Source organism: Cupriavidus necator N-1 (assembly GCF_000219215.1).
In the GTDB taxonomy this organism is placed as follows: domain Bacteria; phylum Pseudomonadota; class Gammaproteobacteria; order Burkholderiales; family Burkholderiaceae; genus Cupriavidus; species Cupriavidus necator.
Window position 1 is genome coordinate 2,482,301 of record NC_015723.1, and the last position, 16,627, is coordinate 2,498,927.

Annotated in this window: 17 protein-coding genes; 6 read left to right on the forward strand and 11 right to left on the reverse strand. The window is 69.0% G+C overall.

Annotated features, from left to right (window positions below; translation table 11 throughout):
* Positions 1–52: 52 nt before the first annotated feature.
* Positions 53–1,447 carry a hypothetical protein gene (locus CNE_RS29280; protein WP_013953919.1) on the reverse strand — a complete coding sequence of 465 codons (1,395 nt, stop codon included), beginning with the start codon at positions 1,445–1,447 and terminating at the stop codon, positions 53–55.
* A 313-nt stretch (positions 1,448–1,760) separates the two neighbouring features.
* Here CNE_RS29280 and CNE_RS29285 point away from each other — a divergent pair, with 313 nt between their 5' ends.
* The 4 genes from CNE_RS29285 to CNE_RS29295 all read left to right on the forward strand — a co-directional run bounded on the left by CNE_RS29285 (position 1,761) and on the right by CNE_RS29295 (position 5,148).
* Positions 1,761–3,785, forward strand: coding sequence for a type IV pili methyl-accepting chemotaxis transducer N-terminal domain-containing protein (locus CNE_RS29285; protein WP_041228729.1), 2,025 nt, complete (start codon positions 1,761–1,763; stop codon positions 3,783–3,785).
* Positions 3,782–4,438: a response regulator gene (locus CNE_RS29290; RefSeq protein ID WP_013953921.1), complete on the forward strand. Its 657-nt coding sequence runs from the start codon at positions 3,782–3,784 to the stop codon at positions 4,436–4,438. The genes CNE_RS29285 and CNE_RS29290 overlap by 4 nt, the downstream gene beginning before the upstream one ends.
* Positions 4,439–4,638: 200 nt before the next feature.
* On the forward strand, positions 4,639–4,797 hold the full coding sequence (locus tag CNE_RS39550) for a DUF3309 family protein (protein WP_013953922.1): 159 nt from the start codon (positions 4,639–4,641) through the stop codon (positions 4,795–4,797).
* A 162-nt stretch (positions 4,798–4,959) separates the two neighbouring features.
* The gene (locus tag CNE_RS29295) at positions 4,960–5,148 is read left to right on the forward strand and encodes a DUF3008 family protein (protein WP_010810654.1); all 189 of its coding nucleotides are present in this window, start codon (positions 4,960–4,962) and stop codon (positions 5,146–5,148) included.
* Between the two features lie 91 nt (positions 5,149–5,239).
* On the opposite strand, the gene CNE_RS29300 is transcribed toward CNE_RS29295, so the two are convergent.
* The 3 genes from CNE_RS29300 to CNE_RS29310 form a co-directional block, all read right to left on the reverse strand.
* On the reverse strand, positions 5,240–5,944 hold the full coding sequence (locus CNE_RS29300; RefSeq protein ID WP_041228731.1) for a ParB-like protein: 705 nt from the start codon (positions 5,942–5,944) through the stop codon (positions 5,240–5,242).
* Entirely contained in the window at positions 5,928–6,347 is a 420-nt protein-coding gene (locus CNE_RS29305; RefSeq protein WP_041228949.1) for a hypothetical protein, read from the reverse strand. The genes CNE_RS29300 and CNE_RS29305 overlap by 17 nt, the downstream gene beginning before the upstream one ends.
* 174 nt (positions 6,348–6,521) lie before the next feature.
* On the reverse strand, positions 6,522–7,379 hold the full coding sequence (locus CNE_RS29310) for an SDR family oxidoreductase (RefSeq protein ID WP_013953926.1): 858 nt from the start codon (positions 7,377–7,379) through the stop codon (positions 6,522–6,524).
* A 343-nt stretch (positions 7,380–7,722) separates the two neighbouring features.
* On the opposite strand from CNE_RS29310, the gene CNE_RS29315 reads away from it, so the two are divergent.
* Together CNE_RS29315 and CNE_RS29320 are read left to right on the forward strand one after the other, a co-directional pair.
* A complete protein-coding gene (locus tag CNE_RS29315; protein WP_013953927.1) occupies positions 7,723–8,775 on the forward strand; it encodes a BON domain-containing protein in 1,053 nt (350 codons plus the stop codon).
* Positions 8,776–8,782: 7 nt separating this feature from the next.
* Positions 8,783–9,418 carry a ParB-like protein gene (locus CNE_RS29320; protein ID WP_013953928.1) on the forward strand — a complete coding sequence of 212 codons (636 nt, stop codon included), beginning with the start codon at positions 8,783–8,785 and terminating at the stop codon, positions 9,416–9,418.
* Positions 9,419–9,455: 37 nt separating this feature from the next.
* Here CNE_RS29320 and CNE_RS29325 read toward each other — a convergent pair whose 3' ends face one another.
* The 7 genes from CNE_RS29325 to CNE_RS29355 form a co-directional block, all read right to left on the reverse strand.
* Positions 9,456–10,310, reverse strand: coding sequence for an alpha/beta hydrolase family protein (locus CNE_RS29325; RefSeq protein ID WP_013953929.1), 855 nt, complete (start codon positions 10,308–10,310; stop codon positions 9,456–9,458).
* Positions 10,297–11,490: a DUF3182 family protein gene (locus tag CNE_RS29330; protein ID WP_013953930.1), complete on the reverse strand. Its 1,194-nt coding sequence runs from the start codon at positions 11,488–11,490 to the stop codon at positions 10,297–10,299. Before CNE_RS29330 ends, CNE_RS29325 begins: the two co-directional genes overlap by 14 nt.
* A gap of 54 nt (positions 11,491–11,544) precedes the next feature.
* Entirely contained in the window at positions 11,545–12,111 is a 567-nt protein-coding gene (locus tag CNE_RS29335) for a low affinity iron permease family protein (protein WP_013953931.1), read from the reverse strand.
* A gap of 735 nt (positions 12,112–12,846) precedes the next feature.
* Positions 12,847–13,320, reverse strand: coding sequence for a PRC-barrel domain-containing protein (locus tag CNE_RS29340; RefSeq protein WP_010810663.1), 474 nt, complete (start codon positions 13,318–13,320; stop codon positions 12,847–12,849).
* An 85-nt stretch (positions 13,321–13,405) separates the two neighbouring features.
* The gene (locus CNE_RS29345) at positions 13,406–13,780 is read right to left on the reverse strand and encodes a hypothetical protein (protein WP_013953932.1); all 375 of its coding nucleotides are present in this window, start codon (positions 13,778–13,780) and stop codon (positions 13,406–13,408) included.
* A 200-nt stretch (positions 13,781–13,980) separates the two neighbouring features.
* Positions 13,981–14,787, reverse strand: a complete 807-nt coding sequence (locus CNE_RS29350) for a sensor histidine kinase (RefSeq protein WP_041228732.1) — start codon at positions 14,785–14,787, stop codon at positions 13,981–13,983.
* Positions 14,788–14,928: 141 nt separating this feature from the next.
* Positions 14,929–16,329, reverse strand: a complete 1,401-nt coding sequence (locus CNE_RS29355; protein WP_013953934.1) for a sigma-54-dependent transcriptional regulator — start codon at positions 16,327–16,329, stop codon at positions 14,929–14,931.
* Positions 16,330–16,627 lie beyond the last annotated feature (298 nt).

Below are 16,627 nucleotides of genomic sequence, written 5' to 3' on the forward strand. Positions count from 1 at the left end.
AGGCTCCCCTCGCCCGCTTGCGGGAGAGGGGTGGGGGAGAGGGCCGGAGTGTCTACGAAGTGAGGCGCGTCGGTGTGCCAGCGCCTGCCCTCTCCCCCGGCCCCTCTCCAGCAGGCGGGAGAGGGGAGCAAACCGGCAGCATGGGAACCTTGTCTGCAATGCGCGGCGGTAATCCGCCGCGCTTCTTCATCTCCCGCATGCACCGCAACGCTCCCAGCAGCTGCCACCCCAGCCACGCATTGGCGCCCGCCAGCAGCAGGCCGCCAGCGCGGGCCAGCGGCGCCGGCGCCAGCGGTACCGCCAGCAGCAGCACGTAGGCCGCCAGCAGCAGCCATGCCTGCCGCCGTTGCCGGCCCGGCACGATGATGGCCTGCATGGCCGGCACCCGCGCGCGCGGCGGCAGCAGCCGGCGCAGGTGCAGCCAGGCCAGGAACGGCACGATCTTGCCGAGCATGGCCGTGACCGGCAGCACGCCCACGCCGACCAGCGCCATGGTCCCGGCCCACCATGCCAGCGGCAGCCCGGCGGCGGGCAGCACGACTGCCGCCGCCCCCAGCAGCGCCGCACCCATCATGCTGGCGCATGCTACCGGCCAGAGCAGCCACAGTGGATCATGGCGCCGCCGCGCGCACAGGGTGCCGGCCAGCCCGCATGCTCCCACCACCGCCAAGAACGCCAGCCACGCGAGCAGCACGCCATGCGCCAGTGCCCGGTGATCCGGCCACAGCATTGCCGCGGCGCTGAACAGCGCCAGCGGCAACCAGTGCGCCATGGGCAGCCAGCGCCCGATCGCCGCCGGCAGGCGCGGCGCCTGCCAGAACATCGGCAGCACGGTGGTGGCCACGCCGGTCACAAGCGCGGCCAGCCAGCCGCCCAGCGCCCACGCCATATGCAGGTCAAGCCAGCGCGCCACCGGCACGTGCCACCAGCCGCCGAAGGCGCCGGCCAGCACCATGCCGCATAGCACCGCGACCATCAGCGGCGCGCCGATGCCGGCAAGGGTGCGCGTGGTGGCATCCACTGCGGCCACGCGCCGGCCAGCAGCCAGCAGAATGGCCCCGGCCAGCAACAGGATCACGGCCACGGCCACCGCCGCCTGCATCGCCACAGGTTCGCCGCCGAGCAGCCCAATGCCCAGGGCGGTGGCCACGCCCGCGCCTGCCGCGGCCATGCACGGCGCAAGCAGCCCCGCACCCGGCACGGCCACGCCGGCCACCACCGGCATCATCTGGAACAGCGCGCCCACCATGACCGGCAGCAGCATGCCCAGCGCCAGCACATGCACCGCCACCAGCGCCAGTGGCGCAAAGCGGTCCGGCAAGCCGTCGGGCGGACCGGCGGCAAGCAAGACGCCCGCCGCGGCGCCAAGCCACGGCGCCGGCATCAGGCAGCCGAACACCACGGCCAGGCGCGGGGCGCGTTCGTAGTCGAAACTGGCTGCCTTCAAGAGCTTCTCCCATCAATGTTGACCGGATGCTAGGCCAGGGCAGGTCGTGGGGATTTGACCGCAGCCAAGTTTGACGGCATATCCCCGCCCCATGCGGCGGATCGATATATCACGACGTGACAGGTCTGGTGGGATCCGCCGATGCGCCGCCGACCGCACATACACTGCACCAAAGCCGGACTTTCTTGATCTGGCGCAGGAAGCCCCGTCTGCTACGCAGGGAAAATGGCTTCCACTGCCAGCGCACAGTCATGCACGCGCCGGCCGCCGGGCCAACACCCGGCTTCCCCGACTGGTAGCCCCCGATACCGCCATGTTCCGAACCGATCCTCCAGCCGCCAGCGCCACGGCGGCCTCCGGCGCTGCCGGCCTGCCGGCGCTGCGCGACCGCCTCTCCACCCGCATCATCTCGCTCTCGCTGGCCGTGCTGCTGGTGGTGCTGGGCATGATTGCCGGCACGCTGTGGCTGTCATGGAAGCTGGAAGGCGCGGGTGCCGCCATCAATGACGCCGGCAGCCTGCGCATGCGCGCCAACCGCGTGGCGATCGAACTGACGCTGGCACAGGCGCGCCAGGACAATGCACTGGCCGAACAGGTGCAGGCGCTGGACGCCACGCTGGCCCTGCTCAGGAAAGGCGACGCAGCGCGCCCGCTGTTCCTGCCGGACGAACCCGCCATTCATGCGCAGATGGCCCGCGTCACGCAGGACTGGCAACAACGGCTGCGCCCGCTGGCAGTGGCCGGAGCGGGCAACGACGCTGCGCCGGCACGCTATATCGCCGCACTGCCCGGCTTCGTCGCGCAGGCCGATCGCCTGGTCGGCATGATCGAGCATGACAGCGCGCGCAAGACCGACTGGCTGCGCGTGTCGCAGATCGCGCTGGCGGCAATGGCGTGCGTGGGCACCGTGGCCGTGATCTACCTGCTCTACCTGTGGATCATCCTGCCGGTGCTGCGGCTGCAGGACGGCCTGCGGCGCATGGCGGCGCGCGAGTTCTCGCTGCGCCTGCCGGTGGAAAGCCGCGACGAGTTCGGCACCCTCAGCGAAGGCTTCAACCGCATGGCCGGCGAACTGCAGGGGCTGTACCACGACCTGGAGACGCGCGTGGCGCAGAAGACCGCCGAGCTGGAACGCCAGAACCGCGACCTCGAGACGCTCTACGACATGGCCGCCTTCCTGAACCAGGCCGCCGATGCCGAGGCCATGGCGCGCGGCTTCCTGGAGCGCGTGATGCGCCAGTTCGATGCCGATGGCGGCAGCGTGCGCGTGCTGGACAGCCGCCACGGCAGGATGCACCTGCTGGCAGCCGCAGGCCTGCCGGCCGCGCTGGCCGAATCCGAATCCTGCGCGGCGGCCAACGCCTGCCATTGTGGCGACGCCACGCGCGAGGCCGTGGTCGCCATCGTCGACCTGCGCGCGGCGCAGCGCCAGGGCGCCGCCGCGGATGCCACGCCCTGCAGCCGCAACGGCTTCCAGTCGCTGGCGGCCTTCCGCATCGAAAGCCAGCGCGGCGCCACCGGCGTGTTCGCGCTGCACTTCCGCACGCCGCGCGCGCTGCCCCCGTCAGACCGCCAGATGCTGGAAACACTGGGCCAGCACCTTGGCACCGCGCTGGAACACCTGCGCCTGTCCGCGACCGCGCGCCAGCTGGCGGTGGTGGAAGAGCGCAACCTGGTAGCGCAGGGCCTGCACGACAGCATTGCCCAGGGCCTGAACTACCTGAACCTGCAGGTGCAACTGCTGGACGCCGCGGTCGAGCGCGACGACCTGGCCGAGACCCGCGAGATCGTGCCAATGCTGCGCCACGGCGTGGAAGAGAGCTACCAGGACGTGCGCGAACTGCTGAACAACTTCCGCTCGCGGCTCGGCACCGGCGAGCTGCGCCCGGCGGTGGAAGAGACCGTAGGCCGCTTTCGCCGCCAATGCCGCACCGAGGCCACGCTCTCCATTGACGAGAGCGGCGGCGCCTGGCCGTTGGCGCCGGAGCAGCAGCTGCAGGTGCTGTTCATCCTGCAGGAGGCGCTCTCCAATGTGCGCAAGCACGCCATGGCGGCACACGTGGCGGTGGCGCTCAGCCACGGCCCCGATTTCCGCCTGGTGGTGCAGGACGACGGCGAGGGCTTCGATCCGGAGGAACTTGCCACGCGCGCCGAAGCGCATATCGGCCTGAACATCATGCGCGAGCGCGCGGCGCGGCTGGGGGCGCAGCTGCACGTGCAGGCCCGCCCCGGCCACGGCGTTCGCATCGAACTGGTGCTGCCCGCCGGCCGCGCTTCCGGCGCCCGCAAGCTCGCCGACACCCGCCCCGCCCCCACGACCACCGAGACCCAGCCATGACCATCCGCATCCTGCTGATCGACGACCACACCTTGTTCCGCTCCGGCATCCGCGCGCTGCTGCAGCGGCAGGCCGACTTCGAGATCGTCGACGAAGCCGCCGACGGCGTGGAAGGCATCAAGCGCGCCAAGCAGCACCGCCCCGACGTGATCCTGCTGGACCTGAACATGCCCGGCCTGTCCGGCCTGGAGGCCCTGCAGCTGCTGGTGGAGGACCTGCCGCAGACCGCCGTGATCGTGCTGACCGTGTCGGAAGAAGCCGAGGAACTGGCCACCGCGCTGCGCGGCGGTGCGCGCGGCTACCTGATCAAGAATATCGAGACCGAGGCGCTGATCGCCGGCATCCGCCGTGCCGCGGCCGGCGAGCCGGTCATCTCCGACAGCATGACCGCCAAGCTGGTGGCCCAGTTCCGCGCTCCCGCACCGGTGGCCGCGGCGCGCCAGGACGAAGCGCCACGGCTGACCGCGCGCGAGCGCGAGATCGTGCAGGGCCTGGCGCGCGGCGAAAGCAACAAGGAGATCGCGCGCGACCTGGGCGTGGCGGAAAGCACGGTGAAGATCCACGTGCAGAACATCCTCAAAAAGCTGAACCTGGCCAGCCGCGTGCAGGTGGCCGTCTATGCCGTCGAGCACGGGCTGAACGCAGCGTGCTGAACGCGGCGCGGCGTCCGCCACGACAGCCCTGCATGTGCCCCCCGCGCCCCAGCGTCGTCCGATTCCTACACCGATATCAGCCCTAGTCCGGGGGGATGCCGGCGCCCCCTGATCTAGGCTGAACAGTAAGCAGTTGGTTCTCCGAGGCCACCCGGTCCGGAAGCCCCCGGCTTGCCAGATCCACAAACAAGGAGCACGCCATGGGAATCGGCACCATCCTCCTGATCATTCTTGTCCTGCTGCTGCTCGGCGCGCTGCCGGCCTGGCCCTACAGCTCCGGCTGGGGCTACTGGCCTAGCGGCGGCCTGGGCCTGATCGTCCTGATCGTGGTGCTGCTCGTGGTGCTTGGCCGGATCTAGTGTTTCCCGGCCAGCCTGCGGGCGATGCACGCCGGCACGCGCACGCAGCGGCGCCGGCGCGGGGCGACCCTTGTCGCTGCCGCGCCGGCGCCCTATAACGAAGCGCGGGCGTGTGTCACCGCATCGCCCGGTTCCTTCCCCCCCTTTCGCAAGGAGACTCAGATGCCAGCAAAATCCAAGGCGCAACAACAGGCCGCGGGAGCGGCGCTCTCCGCAAAGCGCGGCGAAAAGAAGGCCGGATCGCTCAAGGGACCTTCCCGCTCAATGTATAAGTCGATGAGCGAGAAGGAACTCGACAAGATGGCTTCGACCAAGACCAAGGGCATGCCGAAGCACAAGTCAGACAGTTGATCTGGAACCAGCGTCAGCAATGCTGCCGGTTTGCTCCTCTCTCCTGCTTGCGGGAGAAGGGAGCACCCAAGCGGTTTGCCAGACTGGCTGATTATCCGGCACCGCCCTTCTTTCCCCCGACCCTCCCCCTCACCGGCCCGCCGCAATAGCCCGGCAGCCGTCTTGCGCGGGCGCTGCGCGCCAGCCGGATCGACTCCGTCAGCGCCAGCCCGAATCCCGCAACACTGCCCAGGTCCTCTTCCACCCGCTCGCGCAGGAAGCGGACCCAGGAGAAGTCGCCAGCCGCGCTGCCAGGCTTGCGGTAGGCCCCGGCCTCGCGCGCAAAGGCCGCCAGGCTGCGATAGGGATCGTCGCGCATGCCCCGCACAGTGGGCGGCAGTGCCTTCGGGCCCAGCAGCCTGCCGTGCTCGTCATAGGGATGGACATGGCCGAGACGGCGCATCCGTTTCCAGAACGCAGACGGGCTCAGGCGGCTGAAGTCATGCAGCACGCGCACGGGTGCCCGCTCGTAGCCGAGATCCAGCCATGCCCGCGCCCAGTGATGGTGATCGATGATATAGAGGCCGCCGCCCGGCCCGGCGACGGTCTTGATGCGATGGCGGCGCATGAAGCGCCGCAGCGCCGCGTGGTCGTCCGGGTCCGCGTGGCGCTGCGTGACGTCCATCTTGTAGCTGACGTGCGCATAGCCCAGCGTCAGCTGGGTCGGGCGCAGGCGAGCCAGTTCGGCAACGGCCTTGCTGCGCGGCGCGCGGTGTTCCGCGCTGTCGGCAGCGCGGCGCTCAGTCGTGCTCGGCACGCTTCTGGTCAACGAAGTGCTCAAGCTCGCTGCCCGGGTCTTCGTTGCCGGTGCTCTCTTCGGCAATCGCTTCGCGTGTGAGCGGGCGCGGCCAGTATTCGCCCTCACCGTCATGTACGGGCTCGCCGTGGCGGGCGGGATTGAAATCCGTCCACTGGCCGCATTCCCAGTTGCCTTGCGCACGTTCCAGTCCGCTCGCACCGGCCTCGCGCAGCACGTCCACGGCGACGGAACCGAGGCCGTTGTTGACGCACGCCGCCAGCATGACGCGGTCCGGCGCAGTGTCCGGCCCCACCGACATGATGGATACGTCCCACACGGAGAAGCCGCGCGAGAACAGGGTCCGTGCCACGTCTTCGGCGCTGGCAATCGAATCGAAACGTCCGGCTACGATCGCTGACATGATGACTGACTCCCATGAGATAGTGGCGATGGTCATGACTGCTGCCATCCACATTGCAAGAGCCACGCCCGCGCCCGCTGTGCGTCACGCCGCGCGCACGGCCTGCATGGCGCGCACGCCGGCGTGCAATATTTGCAAAGGCGGCCCCGGAACTACATGCCTTGCCCTGGCGCCTCAGCCGTTGACGACCTCGCCGCCGTTGATGTGCAGGATCTGCCCGGTGATGTAGCTGGCCGCGTCGGAGGCCAGGAACACAAAGCCCGCCGCCACCTCGAATGGTTGTCCCGGGCGGCCCATCGGCGTCTTCCTGCCAAACTCGGCCACTTCTTCCGCCGTGAAGGTCGACGGGATCAGCGGCGTCCAGATCGGGCCCGGTGCGACGCCGTTGACACGGATGCCGCGCTCGACCACCTGCAGCGCCAGGGAACGCGTGAACGACACGATCGCACCCTTGGTGGCGGAGTAATCCAGCAGGTGCTTGCTGCCGCGATACGCGGTCACCGAGGTTGTGTTCAGGATCGACGCGCCCGCCTTCAGGTGCGGCAGCACCGCGCGCGTCAGGTGGAACATCGCGAACACATTGGTGCGGAAGGTGGCCTCCACCTGGCTGGGGTCGACTTCTTCCAGCGAGGCCTTGGGGTGTTGCTCGGCGGCATTGTTAACCAGGATGTCGAGCTTGCCGTACTGCTGCAACGCCTGCCGCGCCACGGCCTCGGCATGCGCGTGGTCGGCGAGGTCTCCCGCGATTGCCAGGCATTTGCGGCCTGCCGCCTCGACCAGCTCGACGGTCTCTCGCGCATCGGCATGCTCATCGAGATAGGCGATGGCGACATCGGCGCCTTCACGCGCAAAGGCCACCGCAATGGCCCGCCCGATGCCGCTGTCGCCGCCGGTGATCAGCGCCACGCGCCCGCGCAGCCGGCCGCTGCCGACATAGTCCTCGGCACCACTGTCCGGCTGCGGCCGCATGGCGGCCTCCAGGCCCGGCTGGCGTGGCTGGTGCTGGGGCGGGATGCTGGTCGGTGTGGACATGGCTGGCTCCTGTCTGCGTGGCCGCATTACGGCCCTTGCAGGTGCCGCGCAAGTTCCATGCCGCAAGCGGCGAGCCCACGCCGCGCCGCAGTTCGCGCGTCGTGGCCACGGCCCGCCGCCATGGCCGGCACGCCGCCCGCAAACCTTACATCGCCCGGCAATCCTTACAGCGCGCCATGCGCGACAGCCAGCATGGCCTCGCCCGCGCACCGGGGCACGGATATTGCGGCCATTGCAGGCATGAACGTCACCGGCCCGGCGTGCCTGCGGCAGTTGCCGCACCGGCCTGCCGCACCAGGCAGTGCGGCGGAGGACGCCCGGGCCCCACAGCCAGGAGGCAACCATGTTCAACTTCCGTAACGAGCGCAGCCGCAGCGGCCCCCGCAGCGGCACCGAAACGCAGCGCCGCGAGCGCGGCCCGGCGCAACGGATGCGCGACCAGGACCAGGGCCGCGGCTCGGAGGACTGGGGACAGGAATGGGGTGAGGACTGGCGCGGCGACAGCAGCAGCCAATCCGCTCCGGCGGGCCGCGACAGCGAGTCCGCGCGCCATGGCGGGCCGTGGTACCAGCAGGACACGCCTGCCGGCCAGCGCCGCGGTAGTTGGGGCGAACAGGGCTATGGCGCGGCCGACACAGGCGGCACCGGCCATCCGTACAGCAGCGGCTACGGTGGCTACCGGCCGGCCCCGCAGGACAGCGGCTACCGCAGCGAAGAACGCGAATCGGGCTATGGCTACCGCGATGAAGACCGCTTCGGCCCGCGCGGACGCCGCAGCGAAGCGGACGACCCGCGCCGGCCTGGCCGTGCCTGGCACGGTGAAGAAGACTGGGGTGAACGCGGCGGCCGCGCCATGCACTGGCGCGAAGGCATGGAACGCGACCGCGCGCAGCGCGCCGGCCAGCCCAGCTATGGCGGCGGCTACTTTGGCGACGCCGGCAGCGGTGGCCAGTCGTACAGCGGCGGCCAGCGTGTGTACCCGGATGATCCGGGCTACCGGCGCTACGCGCCTTATGCAGCGCAAGCGGGAGCGCCAGGCGGCCAGCGCGGGCGCCGTCCGGTTGGCCCCAAGGGCTACCGCCGCACCGATGAGCGCGTACGCGAGGATGTGTGCGAACGCCTGGCGATGAACCCGTATGTCGATGTCGGCGACGTCAGCGTGGAAGTGGCCAACGGCGTGGTGACGCTGGACGGCACCGTGCGCGAGCGCCGCGAGAAATACGTGATCGAGGACATTGCCGATGCTGTGTTCGGCGTCACCGAGGTGGACAATCGCCTGCGCGTACAGCGCCAGCCAGGCGCCGCGTGGGCGGCCGGCTCAGAGGTCGGCGGCGACGATGCCGCCGGCACGGCGGCTCCGGGGACCTCGCCCGAGCGCACGCTGAACAAGAGCTGATGCGCCCATGCGTCGCCAGCCTCGCAAGCTGCGCCCCGGCAGCAAGCTGATGGTGCCGCTGGATGCCCTGCGTCCCACCCAAATCACGGTAGGCGGCTACCACGTCGCGCAGAAGGTCCATGTCACCCGGCGCGTGCCGCCGGAACGCCGCGCCGCGTTCCTGGACCGGCACCGCGTACACCTGGTGATCGGTCCGGAACAGGCCCTGTACGTGGTCGATCACCATCACTGGGTGCGCGCATGGCACGATCTCGGGCTCACCCATGTGCCGGGCCTGGTGCGCGCCGACCTGAGCGACATGAACGTGCCGGCGTTCTGGCGCCACATGGTGGCCGAGCATATGGTCCACCCTTACGACGAGCACGGGCGCCGCCGTCCGCTGACGGAATTGCCCGGCGGCATCCACGACATGCGCGACGACCCGTATCGCAGCCTGGAGGCCTTCGTGCAGCTGGCCGGCGGCTATCGCAAGGTCAAGACCGCCTACATGGATTTTCGCTGGGCCGACTACTTCCGCCGCCACGTGGCGGGCCCGTTCGATACCACGCATCACTTTGCCATCGCGCTGGCGCAGGCGTTCCGGCTGGCGCACGCAGCGGGCGCGCGCGGCCTACCGGGCTATATCGGCTCATTGGGGTGCTGAGCGGGTTCAGCCGTCTTTGCCTGCTGTCAGCGACACGCTATTGCGCGCCGGATGCCGTTGCCGGGGCGCTGGCGGACTCGGCGAGCGGCATGCCCGGTTCGTCGGCCGGCACCTGCGGCGCGGGCGGCTCCGCGCGTTCGGCGCTGACCGGGCCGGCGCGCGCGACGGTAATCATCTCGCGCAGCCAGTTGACCAGCAGGCTGCTGTAGGCGCGCTGGCTTTCCTCTTCCGTCAGGCCGTGGTCGGCCCCCTTGATCACGCGGTAGGTCATGGAGCTGGCGTGCACGCAGGCATCCACGTAGCTCATCACCGCGGCGTGCGGCACCACCTGGTCGTGCTCGGATTCAATCACCAGCACGTCGCCGGCAAATTCCGCGCAAGCGCGCAGGGCTCGGTTGCTCTCGGGCGGCACCACGCTGCGACGGTAGGCCACCAGGTCCTGTTCGCGATGCAGCTGGCGCTTGGGCAGTTCCCAGCCCGAGTCCATGTACAGCGCCGGCGCGCGGAACGCCATCCAGCGCACCTGGCGCAGCGTGCTCAGCAACGCAGCCAGGTAGCCGCCGTAGCTGCTGCCCACCACCGCGATGGCGTTGCGGTCCACTTCGGGCTGGCGGACCAGCACATCGTAGGCGGCCACCACGTCGGCCAGGTTGCGCATGCGGCTGACCGTCTCGTATTGCGCCTGGGTCCCGGCGTGCCCGGTCAGGTCGAAGGTCAGGCAGACACAGCCCAGCCCCGCCACCTTGCGCGCGCGGGCCAGGTACTGCTGCTGGCTGCCGCCCCAGCCATGGACGAACAGCACGCCCGGCAGCCTGGTCTGCGGGCTGATCAGGGTGCCGGCAATGGTGCCGCCTTCGCTTTGTATCTGCACTAGGTCTTCATGCGTTGCCATCGGATTCAGGCTCCAGTCGTGCGTATTTGGTCAACGGACCGGCGTGCCGGTCCTCTCCCTGGAAGTAGATCTCGGCGTCGTCCGGCACGCGCACGCCCTTGCCATAGACCTCGCGCGTGGCAGCCACCACGCGGGTGCGGCGCGGATCCTCGAGCAGCGCGGCCAGCGCCGCCAGCTCGGCGCCGGTCGCGCCGCCCACCCGCCAGGACTGTTCCAGCACGCCCCCAAGCACTTGCCCGTGGCCGGCGCTGCCCGCGGGCGGGCCGAAGGCGACGTCGTAGTTGCAGCGAGAAAGCACCATGCCCCCGGCATCGCCATAGCAGGCCAGCGCGGCTTCGTGGTACACCATCGCGGCCCGCACCGCGGCCAGCGTGCGGGCGTCGAACGGATGCTGCAGCAGCGCCTCGAGGCCGCCGCGCACCATCGTCAGCGTGGAGCCGCCATAGACCTTCTGCCCGTGGTTGTTGGCAGTGAGCCCTTGCGTGCCGCAATAGCTGGCCCGCAGGCCCGCCAGCTCCACCTGCCCCACGCTGTAGGTCTGCGGCGCGTCCAGGTCGCGCTCCGCCACCAGGCCATGGGCTTGCACCACATCGGGCGCCATCGCGGCGAGCGCCTCGTCCAGCGAGCGTTCGTCGTGGACCACGCGCTGGCCCAACCCGCCGATGCCGCACGGTTCCTTCAGCCGTACTGGCCCCAGCGCCAGCAGGCGCATTGCCGCAATCCGCGCATCGCTGAGCGTGAAGGCGGTAAAGCCCGGCAGCGTGGCGCCCACTACGCGCCGCACAAAGTCCTCGGACCAGCCCCGCGGCGCTGCGGCGCCGGGCGCCACCAGGCCGTGCGTGATCGCCTTGGTGGCCACGAAGGCGTAGGGCACCACCCCGCCAAACAAGTCGCCCGCGTCCCGCACGCCGAGGTCCTGCGCCAGCGTACGACCTACCAGAGTCTGCGCGGGCACCAGGTATGGCGCAGGCAGCCCCGCATCCGGCGCGGAGTAGGGGCCTGCAAAGGAAAAGCCCGCGATGTCAGCGACCTTGCGGGCAATATTGGCAAGGGTCGTGCCGAGGTGGCTGTCGGCCTTGCCCAGGGACTCGCAACCGTAGACCATCACCGCGCGGCTGCGTGCCGGCGGGTTGCCCGGGGCAGCGCGTTTTCGATGCGTTGACTTGCTCGGTTCGGACACGGGCGGCTCCTTGCTGGTAGCTCTCGCTCGATGGCGTGGGAGGGGCCGCATGGGCTAAGAGCTGGGCGCCACGGTGGGTGAGCGGCTCCCGGCATCGCTGCCGGCCAGCCGGCGCCCGCGCGCTGCGCGCGCCTGCCGCTTGGCGGCGTGGTTCTCGCGCGCCTCGTCCAGCGAATGGCTCGACTTGATACCGTCTTCCTTGTCAGCCAGCTCGGCCAGGTGGCGATAGAAGGTCACCAGCTGGCGCAGTTCTTCCTCATCCAGGTCCTCGATCGACACCAGCATATTGCTGGCTTCGCGGTGCGAGGCGAGAAGTTCATTGAGCTTCAGGTGGACCGCGACCGCGTCCTTGTTCTGGCTCTGCTGGATCAGGAACACCATCAGGAAGGTGACGATGGTGGTGCCGGTATTGATGACCAGTTGCCAGGTTTCGGAATAGGCAAACAGTGGGCCGGTGATGGCCCATGCGGCTATCACGGCGACGGCCAGCACGAATGCGACGGGCGATCCGGCCTGGCGTGTGGCGGCGCCGGCGAAGCGGTCAAAGGCATGCAGCACGCCATGCTTGCTGGACCCGGTGCGATGGCTAACGCCTGGCGGGATTGGGCTGGAATTGTTCATTGTTGCGCTCTCATGGAGTGTGGATGTTTGGAATGGCCTTCATGTGGTTGGTTTAGGGTGTTTGGCGGGCGTGGGTGGTTTTGGCTTTGCGCCATGCGGTCGCTAGTCGCTCTTGGCTCTTTAGCTTTACAAAAAGTAACCAAAAAACGCGTCGCCTATGCGGCTGGCAATCAATTACGCGGCGTTGGTCATATGGGCGGCGGTGCTTGCCGTTTTGGTCGCGGTTCGACCCTGCTAACGCCATGTGAGTGTGGGACAGTGCCTGCGATAACCGGCTTTTGAACGATCCCCAAGTCGGGCGGTGGCCCGCGCTCTCGAGCGATATCGCATCAACGCCTTCGGCTGCGCTTCGCGCAAGCGCCCAATGACCGTCAGCGCATTTTGGGCCAGCGCAGCAGCCGTAGGCGTCCCCGCGATGCCGCTTGCAGCATGCGGCCTACGCCCTGCATGGGGATCGTTCAATAGTGGGTTAACGGAGGCACTGTCCCACACTCACATGGCGTAGCAGGGTCGAACGGGCACCCAAGCCTAACGGCAAGCACCACCGTGTGAACCACCAACGCCGTGGAATTGATTGCCAGCCGCTCAGGCGACGCGTTTTTTGGTTACTTTTTGTCGCTCGGACAAAAAGTGACTCGCCGGCTACGCCGGCGAAACAGCGACGCCCGCCAAGAACGACAAGCAGCCGCATGGCGCAAAGCTAAAGAGCCCAAGAGCCATACCCCACCTTCCCCCTCACCTCCTCCTCTCATCCCAAGGGTCATACCGATCCGCCTCCCAATAAGGCGAAATCCCGTAATACTGGTGAATGCTGGTAGCCCACTGCGAATCCGCCATGCTGGGCCAGTGGTCCTTGTCAAACCCCGGCGCGGCCTTGAGCCGGTCCCTTTCAACACCAAGCACAAAACACTTGCGCCGCGTGTCGAGCGTGAGCGCCGACCACGGCAAGGCGAAGAGCTTTTCGCCAATGCCAAGGAAGCCGCCCATGGCCAGCACTGCGTAGGCCACGCGCCCGCCCAGCACGTCGATCATGATGTGGTCGATGGTGCCGATATCATCGCCAGCGGGGTCAACCACCTTGTTGCCCTCAAGCGTGTCGGCTGCCATCACGAACGGGCCGGGACCCGGGGAATCGCGGTCGATGCCGCCGACGATGGATGCACCGTGCGGCGGCCGTTCTTCAGGGGGTTCAGGTTGGACTCGGGTCATGGCTATCTCCGTTTGGCGGGCTGCGGCGCAGGGCACTGAGCCGCCGCGCCGCGGCACCTGGACTTCAGGGTTGCGGACATGCGCTTCAGCGCTTCGTGGCCGACCCCTTGCGCTGGCTGGCCGGCTTGGCGCCCACGGGCTGCTTTTCGCTGCCCCGCTTGAGCTTCCAGTCGACGTCGTCGCGCGCGGTCTGCGTCTTCTTCTCAGCGTGCATGGCTGCACTCGGCGAGATCGGGTCGCTGGCCGGGAACGTCATCTCCAGTGAGTCGTCCACGGCGGCCTGGTAGGTCTTGGCTTCCTTGCCCCGTTGCTTGTCGCCGGCGACGGCCTTGCTGCCTGCGCCGGCCTTGCCTGCGGATGGCCCGCTCATGCGGGCAGCCCGAGACTTGTCGGATTTCGCGCCGGACGGCTTGTGAGCAACCTGCGCGGCCTTGTCGGATTTGCGGCTGGCTTTGGGCATGGTTGTACCCTCCTTGGTTGGGTCATTCATCCATGCAAGGCGCGGGCCAGAAACGGGAGAGGCCAGCAGAGCGGCCGGGAGCGGTGCGGGCGCTGCCGTAACGCCGCGGGGGCGGCGAGTGCGGCAAAGGCCGGCCGGCAAGCGCTACGCGTAGCGCATGCGACATGCCGGTAAAAACTACATCAATGCGCCGCGCCGCGTCAGGCCTGCATGTGGCGCGGGAACCTGACAACAATGCAGACGCTGATCCTGTCACTATCGCAGCCATCGCTTTCCGCGCTCAGCGCCGCCCCGTGCATTTCCACCATGCGGCGCGTCAGCAGCAGCGCGCTGCTCTGCCGGGCCGGGGTCGCACCGTCCGGTGCCGCCCGGCGCCCGAAGAAATCGGTCAGCGCGGCCAGCCGGCTGGCGCTGCGCTGCTGGTCCAGCGGCGGGCTCTCGGTGATGCGCAGCTTCACGTGATCCGGCTCGCTGAAAACATGCACGGCGACCGAGCCGCCGGCCGGCGCGCGCCAGATGCAGTGCACCAGCAGGTGCCGCAGCAGCGGGGCCAGCCGCACGGCGTCGCCATCGATCAGGTAGGCCGATTCGGACGATTCGACCGTACCGTCGGTGGCGACCGGTGACAGCAGCACGCCCCGGGCTTCGGCCGCGGGGCGACGGTCGGCGACGGCCTGGGCCGTGAGCGCCAGCAGGTCCAGGCGCTGCCAGCGCGGTGCGCCCTCGTCGGCCAGCAGCCGCACGGCTTCTTCCATCTCCTCGATCAGCGCCAGCTGCTGCTGCGTGCCGGAACGAATGCCGTCCAGCGCGCGCTGCGCGGGCGCCGGCGTGGTATCGAAGGCGCGGTCCAGCACGTAGGCCCAGCTCTGGATCGCGTTCAGCGCGGAACGCAGGTCATGCGCCGATTGCTCGATCAGCGCGCTCACCTCTTGCACGCTGCGCACGGCAGCGGCTGGCGAAGAAAGCGGAGCGTCCGGCATCGCGGACTGCGCGGGTTGCTGCGTCATGTGCGGCTCGGCATTGGCACGTCCCCGGCCGCATTGGCCGGGCTGGATGCATTGGACGGAAGCAAGAAACGTGCTGCACAGGGCGCTGCGGTCCGCAGGCACCGGCGCAATCCCCGCAAACGCAGGCACTGGCTCGCGCCGTCAGCCGGTAGCCGACGATCCGGTGTCGTTGCGCGAGGCGCGCAGCCACTCTGGCAATTCGCCGCGCGCGGCATAATCTTCCAGCCGGTTGTACAAAGTCTTCAGGCTGATGCCGAGGATCTCGGCCGCGTGCTTCTTCACGCCGGCGCATTGCTCCAGCGTGGCGAAGATCAGCTGCCGGTCGGCATCGGCCAGGGACATGCCCACCGGCACCGACACCACCGCCGCGCCCGGCGCCTGCGTGGCCGCGACCTGCAACGGCACCTGCACCTCGGTGATGAGATCGTCGTCGGACATGATGAAGGCGCGCTGCACGAAGTTGCGCAGCTCGCGCACATTGCCGGGCCAGGCGTGCAGGCGCAGGCTGTCCAGCACATTGGGCGCGAAGCGGCGCCGGGTGCCCTGCTCGGCATTGAGTTGCTCCAGCATCAGGTTGGCGATCTGGATCACGTCGTCGCCGCGCGCGCGCAGCGGCGGCAGTTCTACCGGGAACACGTTCAGCCGGTGGAACAGGTCCGCGCGCAGCTTGCCGTCGGCCACCGCATCTTCGGGGTTGCGGTTGGTGGCGGCCAGCACGCGCACATCGGCATGGCATTCGCGGTTGGTGCCCACGCGCATGAAGGTGCCGGTCTCCAGCACCCGCAGCAGCTTGACCTGCAGCTCGGCGGGCATCTCGGTGATCTCGTCCAGGAACAGGGTGCCGCCGTCGGCGCGCTCGAAATAGCCCTTGTGCTGGCGGTCCGCGCCGGTAAAGCTGCCGCGCTCGTGGCCGAACATCTCGCTTTCGATCAGCGTGGGCGAGATCGCGCCGCAGTTGACCGCCAGGAACGGCTGGCGCCGCCGCGACGAGAGCTCATGCACGGTCTGCGCGGCCAGTTCCTTGCCGGTGCCGCTTTCGCCGATCAGCAATACCGTGGCTTCAGTCGGCGCCACGCGCGCGAGCTGGTCGTAGACCACCTGCATCACTTCGGAACTGCCCATCAGCCGGCCAAAACGGCCGTAGCGGCGCAACTCGCCGCGCAGCGAATGGATCTCGGCGCGCAACTCGCCGGTGGTGGCCAGGCGCCTGAGCACGGTCTGCAGCCGCGCCACGTTGATGGGCTTGACCAGGTAATCGGTGGCACCAGCGCGCAGCGCTTCGACCGCGCTTTCGACGCTGGCATAGCCGGTCGTGAGGATCACTTCGACGCCCGAGGCGCCAACCTCGTCGAACAGCTCCATGCCGTTGCCGTCCGGCAGGCGCAGGTCGGCCACGATCGCCTCCGGCATGCGCCAGCCGATCTGCAGCCGTGCCTCGCGCAGGGTGCCGGCGGTGGCGGAACTGAAGCCTTCCATGGCCACGATCTCGGCTAGCGCGGCACATGCGTTTTCGTCGTCATCGACAATCAGGATGTGGGGCATACGATCCGTCAGTGAGACCTATTGGAAACTTGGGCGAAATCCACTGGCACCTGCGTTCGCGCGCCACGGCGGCCATTGCTGCCGGGCTCAGGACGCCCGCCGGCGCGCTCCATGCGAGGCGTGGCGCGACGGGCACAGGGGCGGCAAGGATTTCGACTGCGACATGGTCAGCCGGTTGCACAAGTCCACTGCGTAATCCCAGTCTAAGCGCGGGCGGGCACGGTCGTTGCCGGTGTCCGTCTGACACAGCTGTCGGATGTTTCCGCGCGGGGTTGTGCATCTATGGCAAGCCACTGCG

Coding starts and splice junctions, on each gene's coding strand:
- CNE_RS29355 (WP_013953934.1), bottom strand. CDS start 16,329: ATGCCCCACATCCTGATTGTCGATGACGACGAAAACGCATGTGCCGCG.
- CNE_RS29285 (WP_041228729.1), top strand. CDS start 1,761: ATGTTCCGAACCGATCCTCCAGCCGCCAGCGCCACGGCGGCCTCCGGC.
- CNE_RS29320 (WP_013953928.1), top strand. CDS start 8,783: ATGCGTCGCCAGCCTCGCAAGCTGCGCCCCGGCAGCAAGCTGATGGTG.
- CNE_RS29350 (WP_041228732.1), bottom strand. CDS start 14,787: ATGACGCAGCAACCCGCGCAGTCCGCGATGCCGGACGCTCCGCTTTCT.
- CNE_RS29325 (WP_013953929.1), bottom strand. CDS start 10,310: ATGGCAACGCATGAAGACCTAGTGCAGATACAAAGCGAAGGCGGCACC.
- CNE_RS39550 (WP_013953922.1), top strand. CDS start 4,639: ATGGGAATCGGCACCATCCTCCTGATCATTCTTGTCCTGCTGCTGCTC.
- CNE_RS29305 (WP_041228949.1), bottom strand. CDS start 6,347: ATGTCAGCGATCGTAGCCGGACGTTTCGATTCGATTGCCAGCGCCGAA.
- CNE_RS29310 (WP_013953926.1), bottom strand. CDS start 7,379: ATGTCCACACCGACCAGCATCCCGCCCCAGCACCAGCCACGCCAGCCG.
- CNE_RS29315 (WP_013953927.1), top strand. CDS start 7,723: ATGTTCAACTTCCGTAACGAGCGCAGCCGCAGCGGCCCCCGCAGCGGC.
- CNE_RS29340 (WP_010810663.1), bottom strand. CDS start 13,320: ATGACCCGAGTCCAACCTGAACCCCCTGAAGAACGGCCGCCGCACGGT.
- CNE_RS29295 (WP_010810654.1), top strand. CDS start 4,960: ATGCCAGCAAAATCCAAGGCGCAACAACAGGCCGCGGGAGCGGCGCTC.
- CNE_RS29345 (WP_013953932.1), bottom strand. CDS start 13,780: ATGCCCAAAGCCAGCCGCAAATCCGACAAGGCCGCGCAGGTTGCTCAC.
- CNE_RS29290 (WP_013953921.1), top strand. CDS start 3,782: ATGACCATCCGCATCCTGCTGATCGACGACCACACCTTGTTCCGCTCC.
- CNE_RS29335 (WP_013953931.1), bottom strand. CDS start 12,111: ATGAACAATTCCAGCCCAATCCCGCCAGGCGTTAGCCATCGCACCGGG.